We start from the raw sequence: 18208 nt of genomic DNA on the forward strand, positions 1-18208 counted from the left end.
GACCCTTATCTGTGACCAGCACCGAGTTCACCACCGCCGAAGGCGCCACCACGTTCGTCCCCGCGCCCGCGACGCCCTACCAGGGCGACATCGCCCGCTACTGGAACAACGAGGCCAGGCCCGTGAACCTGCGTCTCGGCGACGTGGACGGGCTCTACCACCACCACTACGGCATCGGCGACATCGACCACGCCTCCCTCGGCGACCCCGAGGACAGCGAGTACGAGAAGAAGCTGATCGCCGAGCTGCACCGGCTGGAGTCGGCCCAGGCCGAGGTGCTCCTCGACCACCTCGGCACCATCGAGCCCGGCGACACCCTCATGGACGCGGGCTGCGGGCGCGGCGGTTCGATGGTGATGGCCCACCAGCGCTTCGGCTCCAAGGTGGAGGGCGTCACCCTCTCCGCCAAGCAGGCCGAGTTCGCCAACCGGCGGGCCGCCGAGATCGGCATCGACGACCACGTCCGCGCCCGGGTCTGCAACATGCTCGACACCCCCTTCGAGACCGGGCAGATGGCCGGCTCGTGGAACAACGAGTCCAGCATGTACGTCGACCTGCACGACCTCTTCGCCGAGCACTCCAGGGTCCTCGCGGTCGGCGGCCGTTACGTCACCATCACCGGCTGCTGGAACCCGCGCTACGGCCAGCCCTCCAAGTGGGTCTCCCAGATCAACGCCCACTTCGAGTGCAACATCCACTCCCGCCGCGAGTACCTGCGCGCCATGGCCGACAACCGTCTGGTGCCCCAGGCCGTCGTGGACCTCACCGCCGCGACCCTTCCCTACTGGGAGCTGCGGGCCACGTCCTCGCTGGTCACCGGGATCGAGGAGGCCTTCATCGAGTCGTACAAGGACGGCTCCTTCCAGTACCTCCTGATCGCCGCCGACCGCGTCTGACCGCCGCCCCACCGGCGGAAAGGAGCCGGACCCGACCGACATGCCGGCCGGGTCCGGCTCCGGCATGTGCGATTTTCGGCCAACGTCCTTTACTCCTTTGGGATTTCGGCGCAAGCGCGTTAGCTTCGGCAACAGTCCGGTAGGGCCTGTCCGGCGGATCAGCGTCGGGTCGGCCGCGGCGTCCGGTGCGCCGCATCGCAAGGCGCCGGACAGGGCCTGGAGCGCCGGGGGGACTCATGGGACGCATACGGGGCAGGGACACGCACGCGTCGTGTCACCGCGCGGAGTACGGCACGGACGGAACCGGCGGCACGCGCGTCGCACGCGGGACCCGCCGGTGAGCACGCCGACGCCGAGCCCGAGCCCGACCGCCACCACGTCGCCGGGCCCCGGCCCGAGCTCCGGTCCCGGCCCGAGCCCCCAGCCCACCACGACGCCCACGCCCGGCACCACCCACCTGCCGTCGCCGGCCCCGTCCTCCGGCTCGCCCAGCCCCGGTCCGACGCCGTCACCCAGCCCGAACGCGTCGCCGACCCCGCCGCACTCCGGCCCGCCGCCGCAGCTGCCGCCGGCGACCCCGCCCGCCGTGAACAACCCGTGGACGGCACCCGGCGGCTTCGACGTGCAGCCGTTCCACCTCTACCAGGTGTCGTCGGCCCTCGCCGTCGAGCAGCAGTCGTTCCACAAGGCGCTCACGCAGTTCCTCGACGTCCACGCCGGCTACTCCAAGGTCGGTGGATCCGGCACCGTCACCGTCGAGTTCGCCACCCAGTACGCCGCGGTCCTCACCCTCCTCCTGGAGGTGCACGGCAAGGCCGTGGTCGCCATCGGCGGCGCGGCGGTCGGCTTCACCATCACGGCCGACAACTTCCGGCAGGCGGACGCGGCAACCCACCCGCTCAACCCGCCCTTCGCGCCGCAGGCGCCGCCCCAGGTCATCACGTCCCCGCCGGCGTACCCGGCACCGCCGCCGTTCGGCGTCCGCGACGGAAACCCCGTCGACGACTTCGCCGACATCTTCGACGACGGCGACATCCCCGGCTCCCTGATGCGCTCCGTGATCGAGGAGGCACTGCGCACCGGCCGCGCGCTGGAGATCCTGCCGCTCCCGAACTACCTGAGGGTCAACGAGCTCTCGCAGGCCTGGCTGCCGTACCAGACGGGCATCGGCATCATCCAGGGCCAGCTCAGCGCCACCGTCGACACCATCACGGACAACGCCAACGCGGACTGGAACAAGGCGATGCACCAGTTCGTGTCCTCGCTGTGGGGGACGACGGCCTGGGGCAAGAACACGGCCGGCTACGAATGGGGGCACAAGCCGCCGACCGGCGCGGGCACCAGCCTGCCGGCCTTCGCCGTCCTCAGCACCACCGCCCAGATGCTGGCCCAGGCCATCCGCTCCTACGCGGAGGCCGCCGAGAAGGTCCGCACCGAGCTGCGCGGGATCCTGTACAAGGCCATCAAGGAGGCCGTCGCCCTCCTCGACATCACCGACATCCGCGACGTCGGGAGCCTCGTCGAACGGCTCAAGAAGATGTGGAAGGGCCTGGGCGCCGCGGTGCTGGTCGCCATCGACACGGACGCCGTCAACAGGGCCGTCGACACCTACGAAGCCTCGCTGCGCACCCAGATCGACGTGGTCAAGAAGCTGCTCGACCCGCTGCGGGAGGCCTCGCGCGCGGTGCCGACCTTCGCGTCGGAGTCGGCGCGGGCCCAGGCGTTCGGATCGCGCTCGCTCTTCGAGTTCGACCGGTCGGTCGTCCCGCTCAACGAGCAGTCGCGGGACCCGAACGCCAGGTTCGGCATCGACCTCGCCTCGATGGAGTGGGAACGCAACGACTTCCAGCCCCCGCACCCCGCCGCGCTGCGGGAGGGGAAGGAGGCCCACACGATCGACAAGCACATCGGGCTCACCCCGCAGCAGCTGATGCACCGGCTGCGCGACCAGGGAGGAGCCGACGCGTCGACCTTCCGCGACCTCCCGTCCGCCGAACAGTACGTGCAGACCGCGGTGAACGACCCGTCGAAGAAGACCGAGCTGGAGACCTGGATGCGCAACCAGGAGCAGAAGGTCGCCAACGGCACCTTCAATCCCGCGTCCGTCAAGGCCTGGGACTTCCCGGTGAAGGACGCGAACGGGCACCAGGTGGCCGTCGGAACCTCGGTGAGCCAGGCTGACTTCGCCACCTCCGGCTACTCGGCCCAGGCGAAGGACGTGCACACGGTGCACGTCGTCCTCGCCTACTCGCCCGAGACCAAGGGCTTCTACGTGCTCACCGCCTATCCGAAGGCCCCCTAACATGCGTCAGGTGACCGAATCCACCGACGCCGTCCTGACCAGCGGCGTGCTCGCCCGCCTCGTCGACCTCGCCGTGGCCTCCCGGAACCCCGGGGGTGCCCCGCTGGAGGACGAACTCCAGCGCCTCTCACGGCTGATGCAGGACTCGCACGCGATCGCCTGGGTCATGCCCTTCGACGCGGTGGCCTCGCTCCTCGACGCACTGGCCGACGAATACGGCACGGAGCGGTTCGGCGACCGCCCCGCCGTCTTCCGGGACCGGCTCGCCCGGGCGGCCGGCGACGAGCCCGTCGACGCCTTCCTGCGTTCCCTCGCCGAACTCGTCCGCGACCCCTGGTTCGGCGACTGCCCGGACTACGCGGAACTGCCGCTCTCGCAGTGGGAGGCACTGGCCCGCTTCGACGTCGTCAACGAGTTCGCGTCCCAGCTGCCCACCGGTGAGTACGACCGCGATCCCGAGGCGGAGGCACGCGAGCTGGTCGCCATGGACCATCCCGACTGCCACGGCAGGATCGCCGGTCTCGCCGGACAGCTCCAGCGCGTCCTGTACATGTTCCGGTCGCCCGCCGAGCTCGACGCCGCCTTCGCGCCCGTCATGCCGTCCGTGACGAGCGCCCGGCTGCGGCTGCTCCTCGACGCCGTCCACGCCCACTTCGCCGAGCAGCACTGACCCCACCACCCCTCGCCACCACCCCTCGCCCACCACCCCTCGCCACGGAAGGAGCCGCCGTCATGGCAGTGGAACCGAACCTGGTCGTGACCGACCAGGACCTGAAGCGCCTCGCGGACGACCTCGACGCCATGCGGTCGCACATCGACGGGCAGGTGCGCCGGATGGACGCGATCGTCGATCGGGCCGAGGCCCGCTGGCGCAGCGAGGCGGCGACGGCCTACCGAAAACTGCACCGGGAGGCCGGGGCGGACGCCGTACGCGTCCGGGAGATCCTCGGCGTCCTGGCGAAGGCGGTGCGCATGAGCCGCGACGGGTTCACCCGCCAGGAGCTGGACGTCCTGCGGCAGTTCCGGGCCGAGATGAAGAAGGTCGACATCGACGCCGAGGTCCGCGAACTGTCCGGCGAGGTCCCGGGCGGCAGCGGCTCCGGCGGCACGGCGGCGCCGGCCAGCAGGGTCAACGACCTCTGACGCGCGTCCGTGCCACCTCGTACATCCGCACGTCCGTAAGGCAGGGGGAATCGTGAACGACGACGGCTCGATCACCGTCGACCTGGTCGCGCTGCGCGAGATAGCCGGCGACCTCGAGGACATCATCAAGAAGCTCAACGAGAAGCTGGGCGCGCTGTACGACCGCACGGTGCCGGTCGTCCTCGCCTGGGAGGGCGAGGCCCGCGAGGCCTTCGTGGACGAACTCGACCGCTGGGACCGGCAGATGGAGGACCTGCAGGCCGCCCAGAAGGTGCTGCACTCCATCGTCACCACCGGCCACGCCAACTACTCCGCCGCCCACCGGGCGACCCTGCGCGGCTGGGGCGGTGCCTGAGATGACCGCCGACGAGACGCCGGACACGACGCCTGGTAGCGCTGCCGAGACGGCGCCCGGACCGGTGTCCGCCCCCGCACCCGACCTGACGAAGCGAGCCGCACCGTCCGGGCCGTCCGGGCCGTCCGGGCCGTCCGCGCTTCCCGTCCCGGCACGTGCCGACCGCGCCGCGACCTTCCCGGACCGGGCGACCGCGCAGTGGGCCACCCAGCAGGTGATCTCACTGAACGAGCAGGTCATCCACCGCTGGCTGGCCCAGTCCACCCGGCAGCGTCTCGTGATCGAGGCCGCCTGGCCCTCGCGGCCCGACCCGGTGGGCACGCTCCTCACCACCGGCATGGGCCTCGTCGGCCAGGAGCCCATCGAGGTGCGCGCCGTCCGGGTGGTGCTGCGCCGTCACACGTCCGAAGAGCCCGGCGCGTACCCGTTCACCGTCCACTCCTCCCTGCCCGTCGTCCTGTAGAGGCCCGCCGTGTCCCTGAACCCCGCCGAGCACGACCGCAAGTACGGCGAGCTCGACCAGGTCGTCCGTGCCCACCTGGGCCTCGGCCCGCACGCCGCCGAGGCGGTCGACGGCTATCTGCGGCAGACCTGGCGCACCCGGCCCTGGGCCATCGCCGTGGCCGCGGAGCAGCTGCGCGTCTATGCCGACAATCCGCCGGGGCGGCTGCGCCTGAGGCTCGGCGAGTACTACCGGCTGCCCGACGTGGGGCTGCCGCCCGAGGAGCTCCGTGACTGGCTCACGGGGCTCGCCGACCGGCTCGACGAGAGCCTGGCCACCGGCCAGGCGCCGCCACCGGCCCCGCCCGTGACGCCGTGGGAGTGGCGATCCCGCTTCCCCGAGCTCGCGCAGCTGCTCGGCGGCTGGTTCTCGCAGGACATGCCGGAGGAGTTCGGCGACCACGAGGCCGCCCTCGCCGACTATCTGCAGGGCACCGATCCCGGCCTCGTCGCCCAGCTGACGGGGGAGCTCCACGACCTGCTGGCCCTTCCCCTCGACGAGGACGGGCTGGCGATCGCCCTGGCGGCCCTCGGCTCCGAGGTCGAGCCGCCGGCGCCCTTGTCCCGGGCGGCATGGCTGGCCTCCCTCGCCCTGCGCCTGCGCGGCTAGGAACTCGGTCGACCGGCCCGGCCCGCCGTTTCTCCGCCGCGCCGGCGGGCAGTCGCCGGGGCAGTGGGGGCCGTACGGCTGCGGTGGTGAGCGGGATGGCCAGACCGATATGGACCGGGGTGCTCAGTTTCGGGCTGGTCAGCGTTCCCGTCGGGCTGTACACCGCCACCTCCGCGCACACGCTGCGGTTCCACCAGTTGCAGCGCGGGACCTCCGACCGGATCCGCAACCGGCGGGTGAACGAGCGGACCGGCGAGGAGGTCGAGCTCGACGACGTCGTCAAGGGCTTCGACGCGGGCGACGAGTACGTCCTCGTCGAACCCGACGAGCTCGACGAGATCGCGCCCGGGCGCTCGAAGGCGCTGGAGATCAGCGGCTTCGTGGACCTGGACGCCATCGACCCGATCTTCTTCGACCGCACCTACTACCTGGGGCCGAAGTCCAAGGACTACGCCAAGGTCTACGCCCTGCTCGAGCGGGCCCTGGCGAAGACCAACCGGGCCGGCGTGGCCACCTTCGTGATGCGCGGCCGCGAGTACCTCGTCGCCCTCAAGTCCGAGGACGGCATCCTCACCCTCCACACCCTGCACTGGGCCGACGAGATCCGGAACCCCCGCGAGGAGGTCCCCGACCTGCCGGGCTCCCGGACCGCGGCCGGCGCGAAGGAGATGCGGATGGCCGAGCAACTCGTCGAGACGCTCGCGATGGACTGGGATCCGGAGGAGTTCCACGACACCTACCGCGACAGGGTCGCCGAGCTGATCAAGGCGAAGCAGTCAGGCGAGACCGTCGAGAAGGCCGAGCCGGCGGCCGAGGCCACCAACGTGATCGACCTGACCGAGGCCCTGCGCGCCAGCGTCGAACGGGCCCGGGGCAGGAGGAGCGGGGGAGAGCAGGGCAAGAGGGAGCAGGAGGGCGAGGGGCAGGAGAAGGGGAAGGAGAGGGAGAAGGGGAAGGGGAGGGAGAAGGACGAGGCCAAGGACAAGGACAAGGCGAAGGGCGAGACGAAGGGCGAGGCGAAGACGAAGGGCGAGGCGAAGACGAAGGGCAAGGGCAAGGAGTCCGGGAGGGGCAAGGAGGCCGGGCTTGCGGAGCTGACCAAGGCCGAGCTGTACGAGCGGGCCTCGGCGGCCGGCATCCCCGGCCGCTCGCACATGAAGCGCGAGGAGCTGATCAAGGCCCTGGAACGTGCGGAGCGGGAACAGACCGCCGCCTAGAGCGCCGGGGCGGCGGCGGTGTCACGGGGCGGGCGGTGTGCGGGGGTGTCACGGGGCGGGCGGTGTCACGGCGTGTCGGGCTTGTCCGGCTCCTCGGCCTCCGCGGGTTCCACCGCGTCCTCCGGCAGATACGGGCGCAGGGCGCGTTCCGTCTGTTCCGGGTCCGGGACCGACACCGCCACGCGGGCGTACCTCGACGCCGGACCCAGGTCCATCTGCAGGGCCGGGGTCTCGGCCCGTACCGCGACGAAGTCCGTGCCGGGCGGGCCGTGCCGTTCGCCCACGCAGCGGCCCGGCAACCAGACACCGCGGGCCGCCTCGCCGCGCAGCACGCGCCACCAGCTGTTCTCGACGCCGACGGCACGCAGCGCGGAGACGGGCAGCCGGATCGTACGCCGCCGGGCGGCCAGCGCCTCGCGCGGCCCGAGCCGGACCACGATCTCGGTGCCCTCGACGGTCACCCGCGTCACGGTGTCCTCACCCGCCTTCGCCGAGCTCGGCGAGCCGCCGCCGGGCCGCCGCGGCGGAGTGCCCGCGCGGAGCGTCGCGCCAGGGCTCGCGGTCGAGCAGTTCCGCCGCGTCCCGCACGGTCCAGCGGCGTGCGGTGAGGCCGGGTTCGTCGAGCTCCGCCCAGTCCAGCGGAGCCGCGACCGGCGCGCCCGGGCGGGCCCGTACGGCATAGGGGGCGACGGCGGTCTGGCCGTAGCCGTTGCGCTGGACGTCCAGGTACAGCCGCCCGCGGCGCTCCTTCTTGCGTGCCGCGGTGGTCAGTTCGTCCGGGTGGCGGGCGGCGAGCACGTCCGCGACGTCGTGGGCGAAGGCCCGTACCTCGTCGAAGGTGTCCCGGCGCAGCAGCGGCACGACGACGTGCAGTCCGCGCGAGCCGGTCGTCATCGGCAGTGAGGGCAGCCCGAGGTCGTCGAGGAGCGCGCGCAGCCGGCGGGCGGCCCGGAGCACGGAGTCGAAGTCGTCGCCCGGCGGGTCGAGGTCGAAGACCAGCCGGTCGGGGTGGTCGGGGCGGTCGGCGCGCGAGAGCCAGCGGTGCGGGGTCACACAGGCCTGGCTCGCCAGATAGACCAGCGAGGCGGCGTCGTCGCACAGGGCGTACGTGACGGTGCCGTCCGCCTTCGGCAGCTCGGCGCGGGTCAGCCAGTCCGGGAAGTGGTCGGGGACGTCCTTCTGCAGGAAGCCGGGGCCGTCGATGCCGTCGGGGTGGCGCTCCAGCATCAGCGGCCGGCCGCGCAGCTGCGGCACCATGCGCCGCGCCACTCGGTGGTAGTAGTCGGCCAGGTCGGCCTTGGTCAGCCCGTCCGCGGGGAACAGCACCTTGTCGGGCCGCGGCACCTCGACCGTGCGCCCGCCGACCCGGACGGCTGCCGCCGTGTCGGTCGCCGCGCTCATGCTTCCTCCCCGTCGCTCATGCTGCCTCCCCGTTCGCGTGGCCGTGACCGTGGCCACGGCCGTTCCCGCTCCCGGCCGTGCCGGCGCGGCCGGTGTGGGCGTCGTCGGCGACCTGGCGCAGGGTGCGGCCGGTGCGGGCCGATCTGGCGCGGTGCGGGTCGGTGCCTCCGCCGGTGCCGCCGTCCGCCGCCCGGGCCCGCCCGTCGGCGCGCTTGACGAGCAGCCACGCCTCGCGGTCCGAGCCGTCGCCGCGGATGCGGGTCAGCGCGTAGCCGCCGTGCAGCTTCCGGCCCTCCAGCCAGAACGAGGCGTGGCCGCCGTCCAGAGCCTCGGCGAACGGGACCTCCTGGCCGCGCCGGTCCTCCGACAGGTTCCGGTACGTGCCCTCGTCCCAGACGATGACGGTGCCCGCGCCGTACTCGCCGGGCGCGATCACGCCCTCGAAGTCGCGGTACTCCAGCGGGTGGTCCTCGGTGGGCATGGCGAGGCGCTTGTCCTGCGGATCCGCCGACGGGCCCTTGGGCACGGCCCAGGAACGCAGCACCCCGTCGACCTCCAGCCGGAAGTCGAAGTGCATCGCCGTCGCGTCGTGGATCTGGACGACGAACGAGGGCGGCTCGCCTGGCGCCGCCGCCGCGGCCCCGCCCTTCGGCTCGGTGGTCCGGGAGAAGTCCCGGCGGCGGTGGTACTCCTTCAGCGCACGCGTGGGACCCACGGTCTCCTCCTCACGGCGTGGGATCGACCCCGTCACCGGGCGGCTACCCCGGGACCGGGTCACTACTCCCGACCCGTACGGACTCCGCCCCGCGGCGCCCGGGGCTTCAGCCGCCGACGGACACCACGACCGCGCTCATCGGGCCGCCGGGCGTCCGGTACGTGACCTTGTCGCCCGCGTGGCGGCCGAGCAGCGCGGAGCCCAACGGGCTGTCCGAGGTCACCAGGGCGGGGTCGTCGGCGTCCGCGAGTTCGCCGAGGTGGACGGTCGACTCGCCGCCGTCCTCGAAGCGCACGGTGACCGTGCTGCCCATGCCCACCTGAACGGCGGAGGGTGCGGGTGCGGCGGTGGCCTCGCCGAGGCGCGCCTCGATCGCCTCGATCCGCCGGTCGAGGCGATCGAGCTCGTCGGCCCGCCGCAGCTCGTCGGCCTCGTCGGCCCGGTCGCCGACCGCGTCCCCGTCGCGCAGGGTGCCGGCCACCGCCCCGCGTTCGGCCCGCAGGTCGGCGAGCTCCTGCCGGAGTGCGCGGAGGCCGTCGGCACTGATGGGCTCCGGACCGTCGGTCATACCTGCTCCCTGCTCCTGGCTGCGCTTCGCTGTCACCGGTGGACGCACGGTCGAAGGACCGGCGCGCTTCCATTACCGCACCGGGCACGAGACCGGGCAATCCGGTGGCGGGCGGTGTGGGCCCCGGTGGGCGGTGCGGGCGCGGCGGGAGCGGTGCGCACCGTGAGGCGGTGATCCACCGGGCTCACCCGACCGCCATCCCGCCCGTCGCCCCGACCGCCATCCCAACCGCCATCCCAACGGCATCCCGCCCGTCGCCCCGACCGGCACCCCGCCCGTCAGGCGCCCGTCGCCACCTTCTCCTCCTTCTCCTTCTCCTCTCCCGTCTCCTCCGCCGGTTCCGGCTGGATGCCCGCCAGCAGGTTGAAAGCACCGGTCAGGAGGTTGAGGGTGACCACGCCGACCAGCTCGGCGATGATCCGGTCGCTCCAGCCGTGCGCCCGCAGCTCCGCGACGTCCTCGTCGGAGAGCGCGCCCGGTTCGGCGAGGACGCGCAGGGCGACGGCGATGAGCGCCGCCTCGCGGGCGTCCGTGGACGTGCCCTGGCGGGCCAGCTCGATGTCGTCCTCCGTCAGACCTGCGGCGCGGCCCGCCGCCACGTGCGCCTCGCGGCAGGTGCCGCAGCCGATCCACTCCTGGACCGCGAGCGAGATCTTCTCGCTCAGCGGCCGCGGGATCTTCACCCGCTTCATCGCCCGGGACAGGCTCAGATAGCCCTCCAGGACGGCCGGCGAGTGGGCCATCGTGGACACCATCTCGCCGGCCGAGCCGTGCCGCTCGACGATGTCGGCGAGCAGTTCGCGCGCCTTGCCGGTCGCCTGTCCGGGTTCGAGCGCGGTCAGTCGTCGCACCTTGCCTCCTTGGTCGTACCACAGTCATCAGTCGCACCACAGGCATCAGTGACACCACAGTCATCACGACCGCGGAGTCTCCGTATACCCCTGAGGGGTATAACGCCTGAGTCGTTACGGGCGTTCCCGGCGAGGCGCTCTACGATCGAGGGGTGATCAAAGGCGTCATGTTCGACTTCTCCGGCACCCTGCTGCGCGTCGAGTCCATCGCCCACTGGCTGGACGCCGTCCTCGCCCGGGCCGACGTCCGGCTCTCCGGCGACGAGTTCGCCCACACCGTGGAACGGCTCACCCACTACGGCGCCCTGCCCGGCGGGCCGTCACCGGCACGGGTGCCCGCACGGCTGGAGAAGCTCTGGCGGGAGCGCGACCTCGACGCCGAGCGGCACCGCGCCGCGTACACCGCGCTGATCCACGAGGCCGGGGTCACCGACCCCGTGCTCGCCGACGCCCTCTACGAGCGCCACAAGTGCCCCGAGGCCTGGCACCCGTACCCCGACACCGCCCGCACGCTCGGCGAACTGAGCCGCGGCGGCGTCTCGGTCGCCGTGGTCAGCAACATCGGCTGGGACCTGCGCCCGGTCTTCCGCGCCCACGGCCTCGACGACTGGGTCGACGTCTACGCCCTGTCCTTCGAGGTCGGCGTCCAGAAGCCCGATCCCGCCATCTTCCGCTTCGCGTGCGAACGACTCGGCCTCACCCCGGCGGAGACCCTGATGGTCGGCGACGACCGCCGCGCCGACGGCGGCGCCGAAGTGCTCGGCGCCCGGGTGCACCTCGTCGACCACCTGCCCGTCGACCGCCGCCCGCACGGGCTGCTCCCGGTCTTCGGGCTGCTCGGCGACGCGGCGTAGCCGATCGCCCCTCGCCCCGTGCGCCCCTCGTCCTGCGCGCCCCTTGCTCCGTGCGCCCCTCGCTCCGTGCGCCCCTCGTCCCGTGAGCAGCGCGCCGGGGCGCGCTGCTCACACCCAGTTGGCCTTGGCCTGTGCGAGCAGCGGATCGTCGACCAGCTCCCACAACGGCACGGCCACGTTGCCGATCCGGTAGCGGCCGCCGAAGTGGAGGCCGAGTACCCGGTGGTCCGTGAGGTCGAAGACCGGGGAGCCGCTGTTGCCGCCGAGGGTGGAGCAGTCGTGGCGCATCACCAGGCCGCCGGGCGTGAACTCGGTGGCCGTCCCCGGCTGCAGCCGCTTCACGTTGTAGATGTCCATGAAGATCCGCCGCATCGACTCGGGTTCGTTGCGTCGCCCGTCCCAGGCCGGATAGCCGACGACGTACACCGGCCGGCCGGGCAGGCTCGCCGGGGCGTCCGCGGCGAGCGCCAGCGGCGTCGGCAGCGGCTCGCCGTCCGGCGGAGCGATCCGCAGCAGCGCCATGTCCACGTCCGGATGGATCCCGATCACCTCGGTGACCTCGTACGGCAGCGGGCCGGCGGACGGCACCGGTCCCGGCGCCTGGTGCGCGGGCAGCTCCTCGCCGGGGTCGACCCGGGCCGTCATGCCCTCCTGGAAGGTCCAGCCGGCGTCCTCCGCGCGGCTGAACTCGGCCGCCACGTGCCGGTTGGTCATGACCGCCTCCGGCCCCACCACGAAGGCCGTGCCGATCCAGTCCAGACTGTGGTGCCCGGTGACCTCCACCCGACCCACCCGGGCGATCGACTCGCGGATCGAGTCCCGGCCGGCGTCCAGCACCGACCAGTCACCCTCCTGCGAGGCGAAGTCCTGTCCCTGCACCAGGATGGCGGGGCGGCCCTCCAGGAGGACGATCGCCTCCACCCCGAAGTACTCGTCCTCGTCGATCTCCTCCGCCCGGCCCTCGGCCAGCTTCTCCAGACCGGTCACACCGGACTCCAGGACCCGGGCGCGCTCCTCCTGGGCGAACCGGCCGATCTCGGCGGCCGGGGCGACGCCGGGCGGCAGCTCCTCGGCGGACTCCTGGATCACCAGCTCCTGTTCGAGCCGGCCACGCACCCGCGCGGCCACCTCGCCCAGGTCACCGAAGACCTGCTCGGGGCCGGTCGCGACCGGCGAGCCGCTGTGCGAGCCGCTGCGTGATCCGTAGCGCATCTCCCGTCACCTCCACCTGTCACCCTCGTCTGTCGTCCGGCGACGGTGTCCGCCGGCCGTGTCCGCCGGCCGTGTTCGCCGACCGCCGTCCGTCACAGCTCGGACTCGTGCGGCAGCGCCGCCTGTGCCGTCATGATCTCCTCGTACAACTCGGGTGCGTGCTCCCGGAGATGGGAGAGGATCCGGCTCATCTGGGTGCCGACGTTGACCACCGCCGTCGTCCGTCCCTGGTAGTCGAGGTCGCTGACCCGGCGCGCCCCGCGGTGCAGGGCGACGACCGTCCAGCGGTCGGTGAAGACGGGCGAGCCGGAGGAACCGCCCTGCGTGTCGGTGAAGTAGGCGAGGTTCTTCTCGTCCGCCTGGTACACCAGGTTGTTGCGCAGTGCGACCCGCTTGGGCATGCCTTTGGGATGCTGGATGATGTTGACCGCCTGCGGGGCGTTCCCCTGTGTCTCGCACGGCGCCGTCGCCACCCGCAGCACCATCCGCTCGGGCTGTGCCGCCGTCAGGCGCAGGACGGCGTAGTCGAGTTCCTCGTCCCAGGCGACGAGACCGGCGGCCGTGGCCTCCTCGGTCTCGGCCTGGTCGGCGCCGTAGTCGAAGCGCGAGCGGGAGTTGCGCACCTGGAGCTGGAGGTCCTCCTCCGCGACCCGCTTGCGGCCGCCGCCGATGCCGTTGCGGGCGTTCACCACATGGTGGTTGGTGACGAGCAGCCCCGGTGCGATCAGCCAGCCGGTGCCGACGTGCGGGTACGAGGGATGGAGCTGTCGCCCCGACTCGTACGGCGGCACGGTGACCCGCGCGACGGCCGCGCCGGCCACGAAGCCCTCGTACAGGAACTCGAAGGGCACCATGTCGTCCCGGACGACGATCTCCTCCTTGAACTCCGCGGACAGGAACTCGTCCGGCAGCTCCGGCTCGCCCGCCGCGTCCCGCACCACATGGTCGAGGGCCCGCTGGAAGACGGCGACCGCGCCGAGGTCGGCGGCCAGCCCGATGGCGTTGCGCAGCCACAGCTCCAGCGGCACCTCGCCCTCCAAGAGTCGCTCCACCCGGTTCATCGTCCGCAGGTCGGACTGGAGCTGACGGAACGGCGTCGGCTGCGGCAGCAGCGCCATCCAGAAGTGCTCCTTGACGCCCGCGAACAGTCGGCCGCGCAGCGCCCGGTCGGCGAGGCCCGCCTCCATGGCCGCGTTCTCCACGCCGAGCAACCCGTCGGACGACAGGTACGGTTCGTCCCGCCACGCCGCCTCGGCCTGGTCCGGCGGCGGAGTGAGCCCCACCAGGTCCGTGCCGCCGGGCACCGGCCCGTATCCCGGGCCGCTGCCGCGGTCCCGCAGCGCCGAGCCGGCGTCGACGGCGGCGGCCACGCCCAGAAGGAGATCGCCGCTGCGGTCCTCGAGCGTCAGCGCCCGCCAGGCCAGGCTGTCCAGGGTGCCGTGCCGCCGTGCCTCCCGCAGCGCCTGCTCGACCTGGTCGGGCGGCATCGGCGGAGCGGGGGCGACGATGCCCGACGCGCCCGCCGCCCCGCGGCCCGTCGCCCGGGCGCCCGCCGCGGCCGACTCCAGGATGCGGGCCAGGGGTTCACGCAGCTGCGGTTCCTCGGCCATCGCCGTGTCGAACCAGCCGGCCAGCGCCGAGACCACCGCCTCGTCGTCCTCCGGCAGCCCCACGAGGCGCAGCGTGCGCGCGAGTGCCGGCGGGTCGACCCGGCAGGCCGAGACCGCCGCCGCGCGGGCCAGCGCCGGCTGCCGGGCGAGGTCCTCGTCGGCGAGTCCGCGCAGCCGCCGGGCGAGCCGGGCGTCCGTCTCCTCCGAGTTCGTGTTCGCGGCGGCGGCCAGCCGGGACCGGGCCACGAGCACGCCGATCGACTCGTAGGGCAGCCCGAGCCCCGCCGCCACGGCCTCCGCCTCCTGGAGGTCCCGGTCGGCGTCGGCGAAGTCGCCCGCGTCCTGCGCGAGCCGCGCGGACAGCTGCAGCAGCTCCAGGCGGGTCTCCGCGCAGCCGGCCTCCTCCGCACGGTCCACCGCCCGCTCGGCCGTCTCCCGCGCGTCCTCCGCCCGCCCCGAACGCGCCCGGGTCTCCACGAGCAGGGCGTGCAGCCTGCTGCACGGTGTCCACGGCTGCCGCTCGGCGAGCCGCTGCGCGGCGGCCTCCACATAGCCCTGGGTGAGCAGGTCCTCCACCTCGCGGGCGGTGATCCGCTCCCAGTCCTCCTGGTCGGCCTCGGCCATGATCTGGTCCGGTACGTGTCCGCCGATCCGGCCGAGCAGGAAGGCCGCCGAACGCGGCGCCATGTCACGCTCCGCGCCCGCCAGATGGTGCTCCACGCCCGACAGCCAACGCGCCTCGACCGTACGGGGGTTCTCGCCGAGCCGCAGCCGGTGGTAGATCTCCTCCGCCCGGTCGCGGACGGTGTCGCGGGCCGCGTACCAGGCGACCGCGCGGGTGTCGACCGCGCGCATCAGATCGGTCCGCGCGCCGTCGGAGAGCCGCAGCATGATCGAGCGCAGGTCGGGCCGGTGCCGGATCGTCCGCGGCCCCGCCGACTCCATCAGGTCCAGTCGCGAGGTCAGCAGCCCGAACAGCCGCCCCGCCTCCGCCACGGTCGGCTCGGCGAGCCCGGCGGGCTCCGCGAGCACCTCGCGCACCAGCTCCGGCGTGATGACCCGCAGCGCGAGGCCCGCCTGGACGAGCGCCCGGACGTCCGGGTCGGCGATGTGCTTGAGCAGCCGGTCGTACAGCGTGCCCTGGATCAGCATCTGGTCCACGCTGTTGTGCAGCCGCCGCCGCGGCGTCAGACCGCGCAGCAGCTCGCCCAGCGAGTCGGCGTCCTCGCCCAGCGAGACCGCGGTACGGGCGGCGAGCCTGAGGCTCAGGGGATGGCCGCCGACCTGCGCGTACAGACTGCGCGCCACGGCCTCGTCGTCGACGCCCGAGGACATCAGGAGGTCCACGGAGGCCTGCTCGTCGAGGTCCCCGAGCTCCATGGTGCGCGGTGCCAGGACCCGGGCCGGGTGGTCGATGGGCGCCCGGCCGGTCACGATGAACCGCAGCCGCGGGTACGCGGAGCGCAGCGCCGTCCACACCGCCCACATGCGGGAGATGAGCGGCGAACCGCGGTACTGCGCCTCCTCGAACGAGTCGACCGCGATGACCAGCGGCGGCTCCATCGTGCCCGGCGGCGGGGCGGCCGCCTTGGCGACCAGGTTCGCCAGCTCGCGGGCGAGGTCCTGCTCGCGGGCGCTGGCCCGGGCGTGGAATCCGGCCGAGTAGTCGCGGCCGTAGGTGGCGCGGGTCGCGGAGAGCCGCGACAGCTCGTCGAGCTCGTTGCGCTCGCCGCGCTGGACGCTGGCGGTCACGCCGCACCGGTCGGCGAGCGAGTCGAAGGCCTCCCGGTGGTCCGGGTACTGGATGCCCAGCTGCCGGGCCGACTCGGCGATGACGGTGGCCGGTTCCTGGATCGACAGCGTCGGGCGCTCGAAGTCGATGTAGGCGAAGGGGAATCCGTCGGGAGCGGCCTCGCGCAGGCTGTCGAGGAGGAAGCGGGCGAGCAGGGTGCTCTTCCCCACGCCGCCGATGCCGTGCAGCAGCACGGGCGGCTCGGCGGGCTCGGTCGGCAGCGCGATGTAGGCGCGCAGCGCGTCGAGTTCACGCGAACGTCCGTGCATGGTGTCACGGACGAGTAGGCGCAACGGCTGGAGCAGCCGGGCCCGCTCCAGCCGTCGCTGCAGGTCCTCGACGGTCGGCAACAGTCCCGCGGTTCCCGGCACCTGCTCCAGCCAGAGCACCGCCTGAAGGACGTCGGACAGCCTCTCCACGTCGGCGTCGGCGAGCAGGACGTCCGCCGCGGTGGCGGGCGTGGGGACGGCTGCGGAGCCGGGCGGGGGGACGGCCGCGGAGCCGGACGGGGGGACGGCCGCCGTGTCCGGTACGCCGCCGGCGGGCGTCGCCGCCCCGTCCGGCGCGCCGCCCCGCGCCTCCGTCTCCGCCAGCAGGGCCAGTGCGGCGCGTTCCACGCCCGCGTCCGCCGGCAGGGTGCCGGCGTTGGCGGCGAGGGCCGCGCGGGCGGCCGAGGGGCCCGCGAGGCCGCGCAGGGTCTCCGTGCGGACCTCCGGGGTCAGCACCCACCGCACGGAGCGCTGCGGCGTGGCGAGCGCCGTGCAGTCGTCGACGAGTTCCAGGGCGGCCCGGCCGCTCGCCTCCCGTTCGCCGGGCAGCCGCAGCTCCATAGGGTCGAACGCGTCCAGCAGGCACGCGGCCTCCCGGTAGGCGCGGCGCAGCTCGGGCAGGGCGGCCACGACGGGCGCCGCAGGGGAGCGCAGCCCGGTCCTGAGCCGGTCGGCGAAGTCCTCGCCGGGCCCCAGGCGCAGATGGATCCGTACCGCCTCCTCCACCGCCGTGCACAGCCGCCGCATGTAACTCTCGCCGGGATCGGCCGAGTCGACCGCCCGCAGCACCTCCGTCACGGTCCTCTCCACGAGCCCGGGCGGAAGCTCGGCGTCGGGAACGCCGGAGGTCTCGCGGAAGAACCGGTCGAAGAAGTCACGCAGTTCGTCGGGACCGGCCGGGACCGCCGTGTCGTGACACTCGTTCAGCCGTATGTCGTACGGGAGTTGGTGCAGGGTGGTGGAGTAGCCGAGCAGCACCAGGCGCGGCACGGTCTCCTTGCGCACCGGCGTGTGCTCATAGATCGCGAGCGCGAGCTTGCCGACGCAGTCGAAGACGTCCGAGTTCGGGTCGAGTGCGTCGCACTCGTCGAGCACCAGCCAGAACCGGTCCTCGGCGGCCGTCGCCCGGCTCACGATCCGGTGCACCGCGTCGTCGATCGTGGGCAGTGGATCGTTCAACCGTGTCGGGTTCAACGGGAATCCGTCGGCCTCCGGGCCCGCCACGAACTCCCAGAGCCGCGCCACGAGCCGCTCCGCCGTCGACGTCCGCGTCAGCGTCACCCGCACCGGGCGGAACCCGCTGTGCTGCCCCAGATGCCGGATCAGCCGATACGTGTACGAGCGGCCGCTGCCCGGCTCGCCGTCCACCACCAGCACCGTCTGCTCCGGGTCCGCCACGAACCCGCGCAGCGTGCGGCGCAGCTCCGCACGGTCGATGAACACCTCGGTGCCGTGCCGCAGGACGACCGCCTCGTAGGGGTCCCGCGCCCCGTGCCGTGCCTCTTCGTCCTCGCGCAGCCGGCCGAGCAGCGCCCGTACCTCCATGCCGCGCCCCACGGCGTCGGTCGCGTCGAGCCGGTCGAGGACGTCAAGCCGGGCCAGCGCGTCGAGGAGCCTGCGCTGGTGCGTGATGTCCCGTCGTGCCGCGCCCACCACGACCCGGGCGTTGGCGTCGCGGTCCGGAGTCAGCGGGAGATCCGCCACGAAGTCCGTGGTCAGGGGGGTGCGGAGCAGCCTGGACCGGGGATCGGGATCGTCGAGGAGATGGTCCCGCACCCAGCGGGTGACGAGGCCCCACTCCGTCTCGGTGAGCGGCATGACGCACCTGCCCGGGTGTCCCTGCGCCGATGGGGACACACCTGCTCGCTGCTGTCATCGTCCCGCCGGGCGCGGGCACCCGCAATCGCTGCGG

General features: G+C 73.3%; 16 protein-coding genes. 9 read left to right on the forward strand and 7 right to left on the reverse strand.

The features are described 5' to 3' along the window. Positions 1 to 11: 11 nt before the first annotated feature. From ESG85_RS23800 to ku, 8 genes are all read left to right on the forward strand, one after another. Positions 12 to 896: a geranyl diphosphate 2-C-methyltransferase gene (locus tag ESG85_RS23800; RefSeq protein ID WP_128982549.1), complete on the forward strand. Its 885-nt coding sequence runs from the start codon at positions 12 to 14 to the stop codon at positions 894 to 896. 337 nt (positions 897 to 1233) lie between these two features. Further along, positions 1234 to 3198 carry an RNase A-like domain-containing protein gene (locus ESG85_RS23805; protein ID WP_128982551.1) on the forward strand — a complete coding sequence of 655 codons (1965 nt, stop codon included), beginning with the start codon at positions 1234 to 1236 and terminating at the stop codon, positions 3196 to 3198. Positions 3199 to 3208: 10 nt separating this feature from the next. After that, the gene (locus ESG85_RS23810) at positions 3209 to 3868 is read left to right on the forward strand and encodes a hypothetical protein (RefSeq protein WP_128982554.1); all 660 of its coding nucleotides are present in this window, start codon (positions 3209 to 3211) and stop codon (positions 3866 to 3868) included. A gap of 62 nt (positions 3869 to 3930) precedes the next feature. Next, entirely contained in the window at positions 3931 to 4341 is a 411-nt protein-coding gene (locus ESG85_RS23815; RefSeq protein WP_128982556.1) for a WXG100 family type VII secretion target, read from the forward strand. Between the two features lie 52 nt (positions 4342 to 4393). After that, positions 4394 to 4696 (forward strand): WXG100 family type VII secretion target, encoded by a 303-nt coding sequence (locus ESG85_RS23820; RefSeq protein ID WP_128982558.1) that lies wholly within the window; start codon positions 4394 to 4396, stop codon positions 4694 to 4696. A 1-nt stretch (position 4697) separates the two neighbouring features. Next, positions 4698 to 5159, forward strand: coding sequence for an RNase A-like domain-containing protein (locus ESG85_RS36995; RefSeq protein WP_164986307.1), 462 nt, complete (start codon positions 4698 to 4700; stop codon positions 5157 to 5159). Between the two features lie 9 nt (positions 5160 to 5168). After that, the gene (locus tag ESG85_RS23830; RefSeq protein WP_128982560.1) at positions 5169 to 5807 is read left to right on the forward strand and encodes a contact-dependent growth inhibition system immunity protein; all 639 of its coding nucleotides are present in this window, start codon (positions 5169 to 5171) and stop codon (positions 5805 to 5807) included. 95 nt (positions 5808 to 5902) lie between these two features. Then, a complete protein-coding gene (gene ku, locus ESG85_RS23835) occupies positions 5903 to 7024 on the forward strand; it encodes a non-homologous end joining protein Ku (protein WP_128982561.1) in 1122 nt (373 codons plus the stop codon). Positions 7025 to 7089: 65 nt separating this feature from the next. Here ku and ESG85_RS23840 read toward each other — a convergent pair whose 3' ends face one another. The 5 genes from ESG85_RS23840 to ESG85_RS23860 form a co-directional block, all read right to left on the reverse strand. Further along, positions 7090 to 7485, reverse strand: coding sequence for a hypothetical protein (locus ESG85_RS23840; protein WP_246095245.1), 396 nt, complete (start codon positions 7483 to 7485; stop codon positions 7090 to 7092). Between the two features lie 16 nt (positions 7486 to 7501). After that, a complete protein-coding gene (ligD, locus tag ESG85_RS23845; RefSeq protein WP_128982565.1) occupies positions 7502 to 8425 on the reverse strand; it encodes a non-homologous end-joining DNA ligase in 924 nt (307 codons plus the stop codon). A 16-nt stretch (positions 8426 to 8441) separates the two neighbouring features. After that, on the reverse strand, positions 8442 to 9140 hold the full coding sequence (locus ESG85_RS23850) for a DNA polymerase ligase N-terminal domain-containing protein (RefSeq protein ID WP_181019092.1): 699 nt from the start codon (positions 9138 to 9140) through the stop codon (positions 8442 to 8444). 106 nt (positions 9141 to 9246) lie between these two features. Continuing rightward, positions 9247 to 9708: a GreA/GreB family elongation factor gene (locus tag ESG85_RS23855; RefSeq protein WP_128982567.1), complete on the reverse strand. Its 462-nt coding sequence runs from the start codon at positions 9706 to 9708 to the stop codon at positions 9247 to 9249. A 278-nt stretch (positions 9709 to 9986) separates the two neighbouring features. Next, positions 9987 to 10559: a carboxymuconolactone decarboxylase family protein gene (locus ESG85_RS23860; RefSeq protein WP_128982569.1), complete on the reverse strand. Its 573-nt coding sequence runs from the start codon at positions 10557 to 10559 to the stop codon at positions 9987 to 9989. A 152-nt stretch (positions 10560 to 10711) separates the two neighbouring features. Between ESG85_RS23860 and ESG85_RS23865 the strand changes: the two genes are divergently transcribed. Then, positions 10712 to 11413, forward strand: coding sequence for an HAD family hydrolase (locus ESG85_RS23865; protein WP_246095246.1), 702 nt, complete (start codon positions 10712 to 10714; stop codon positions 11411 to 11413). A gap of 108 nt (positions 11414 to 11521) precedes the next feature. Here ESG85_RS23865 and ESG85_RS23870 read toward each other — a convergent pair whose 3' ends face one another. After that, positions 11522 to 12625, reverse strand: a complete 1104-nt coding sequence (locus ESG85_RS23870) for a trypsin-like serine peptidase (RefSeq protein WP_128982571.1) — start codon at positions 12623 to 12625, stop codon at positions 11522 to 11524. A gap of 92 nt (positions 12626 to 12717) precedes the next feature. Beyond that, positions 12718 to 18114, reverse strand: a complete 5397-nt coding sequence (locus ESG85_RS23875) for a trypsin-like peptidase domain-containing protein (RefSeq protein WP_128982572.1) — start codon at positions 18112 to 18114, stop codon at positions 12718 to 12720. Positions 18115 to 18208: the final 94 nt, after the last annotated feature.

The organism is Streptomyces roseicoloratus (assembly GCF_004117935.1).
Lineage (GTDB): Bacteria > Actinomycetota > Actinomycetes > Streptomycetales > Streptomycetaceae > Streptomyces > Streptomyces roseicoloratus.

Bases quoted from the DNA above. Each gene is read 5' to 3' on its own strand.
- ESG85_RS23815 (WP_128982556.1), top strand. From the start codon at position 3,931: ATGGCAGTGGAACCGAACCTGGTCGTGACCGACCAGGACCTGAAGCGC.
- ESG85_RS36995 (WP_164986307.1), top strand. From the start codon at position 4,698: ATGACCGCCGACGAGACGCCGGACACGACGCCTGGTAGCGCTGCCGAG.
- ku (WP_128982561.1), top strand. From the start codon at position 5,903: ATGGCCAGACCGATATGGACCGGGGTGCTCAGTTTCGGGCTGGTCAGC.
- ligD (WP_128982565.1), bottom strand. From the start codon at position 8,425: ATGAGCGCGGCGACCGACACGGCGGCAGCCGTCCGGGTCGGCGGGCGC.
- ESG85_RS23855 (WP_128982567.1), bottom strand. From the start codon at position 9,708: ATGACCGACGGTCCGGAGCCCATCAGTGCCGACGGCCTCCGCGCACTC.
- ESG85_RS23870 (WP_128982571.1), bottom strand. From the start codon at position 12,625: ATGCGCTACGGATCACGCAGCGGCTCGCACAGCGGCTCGCCGGTCGCG.
- ESG85_RS23875 (WP_128982572.1), bottom strand. From the start codon at position 18,114: ATGCCGCTCACCGAGACGGAGTGGGGCCTCGTCACCCGCTGGGTGCGG.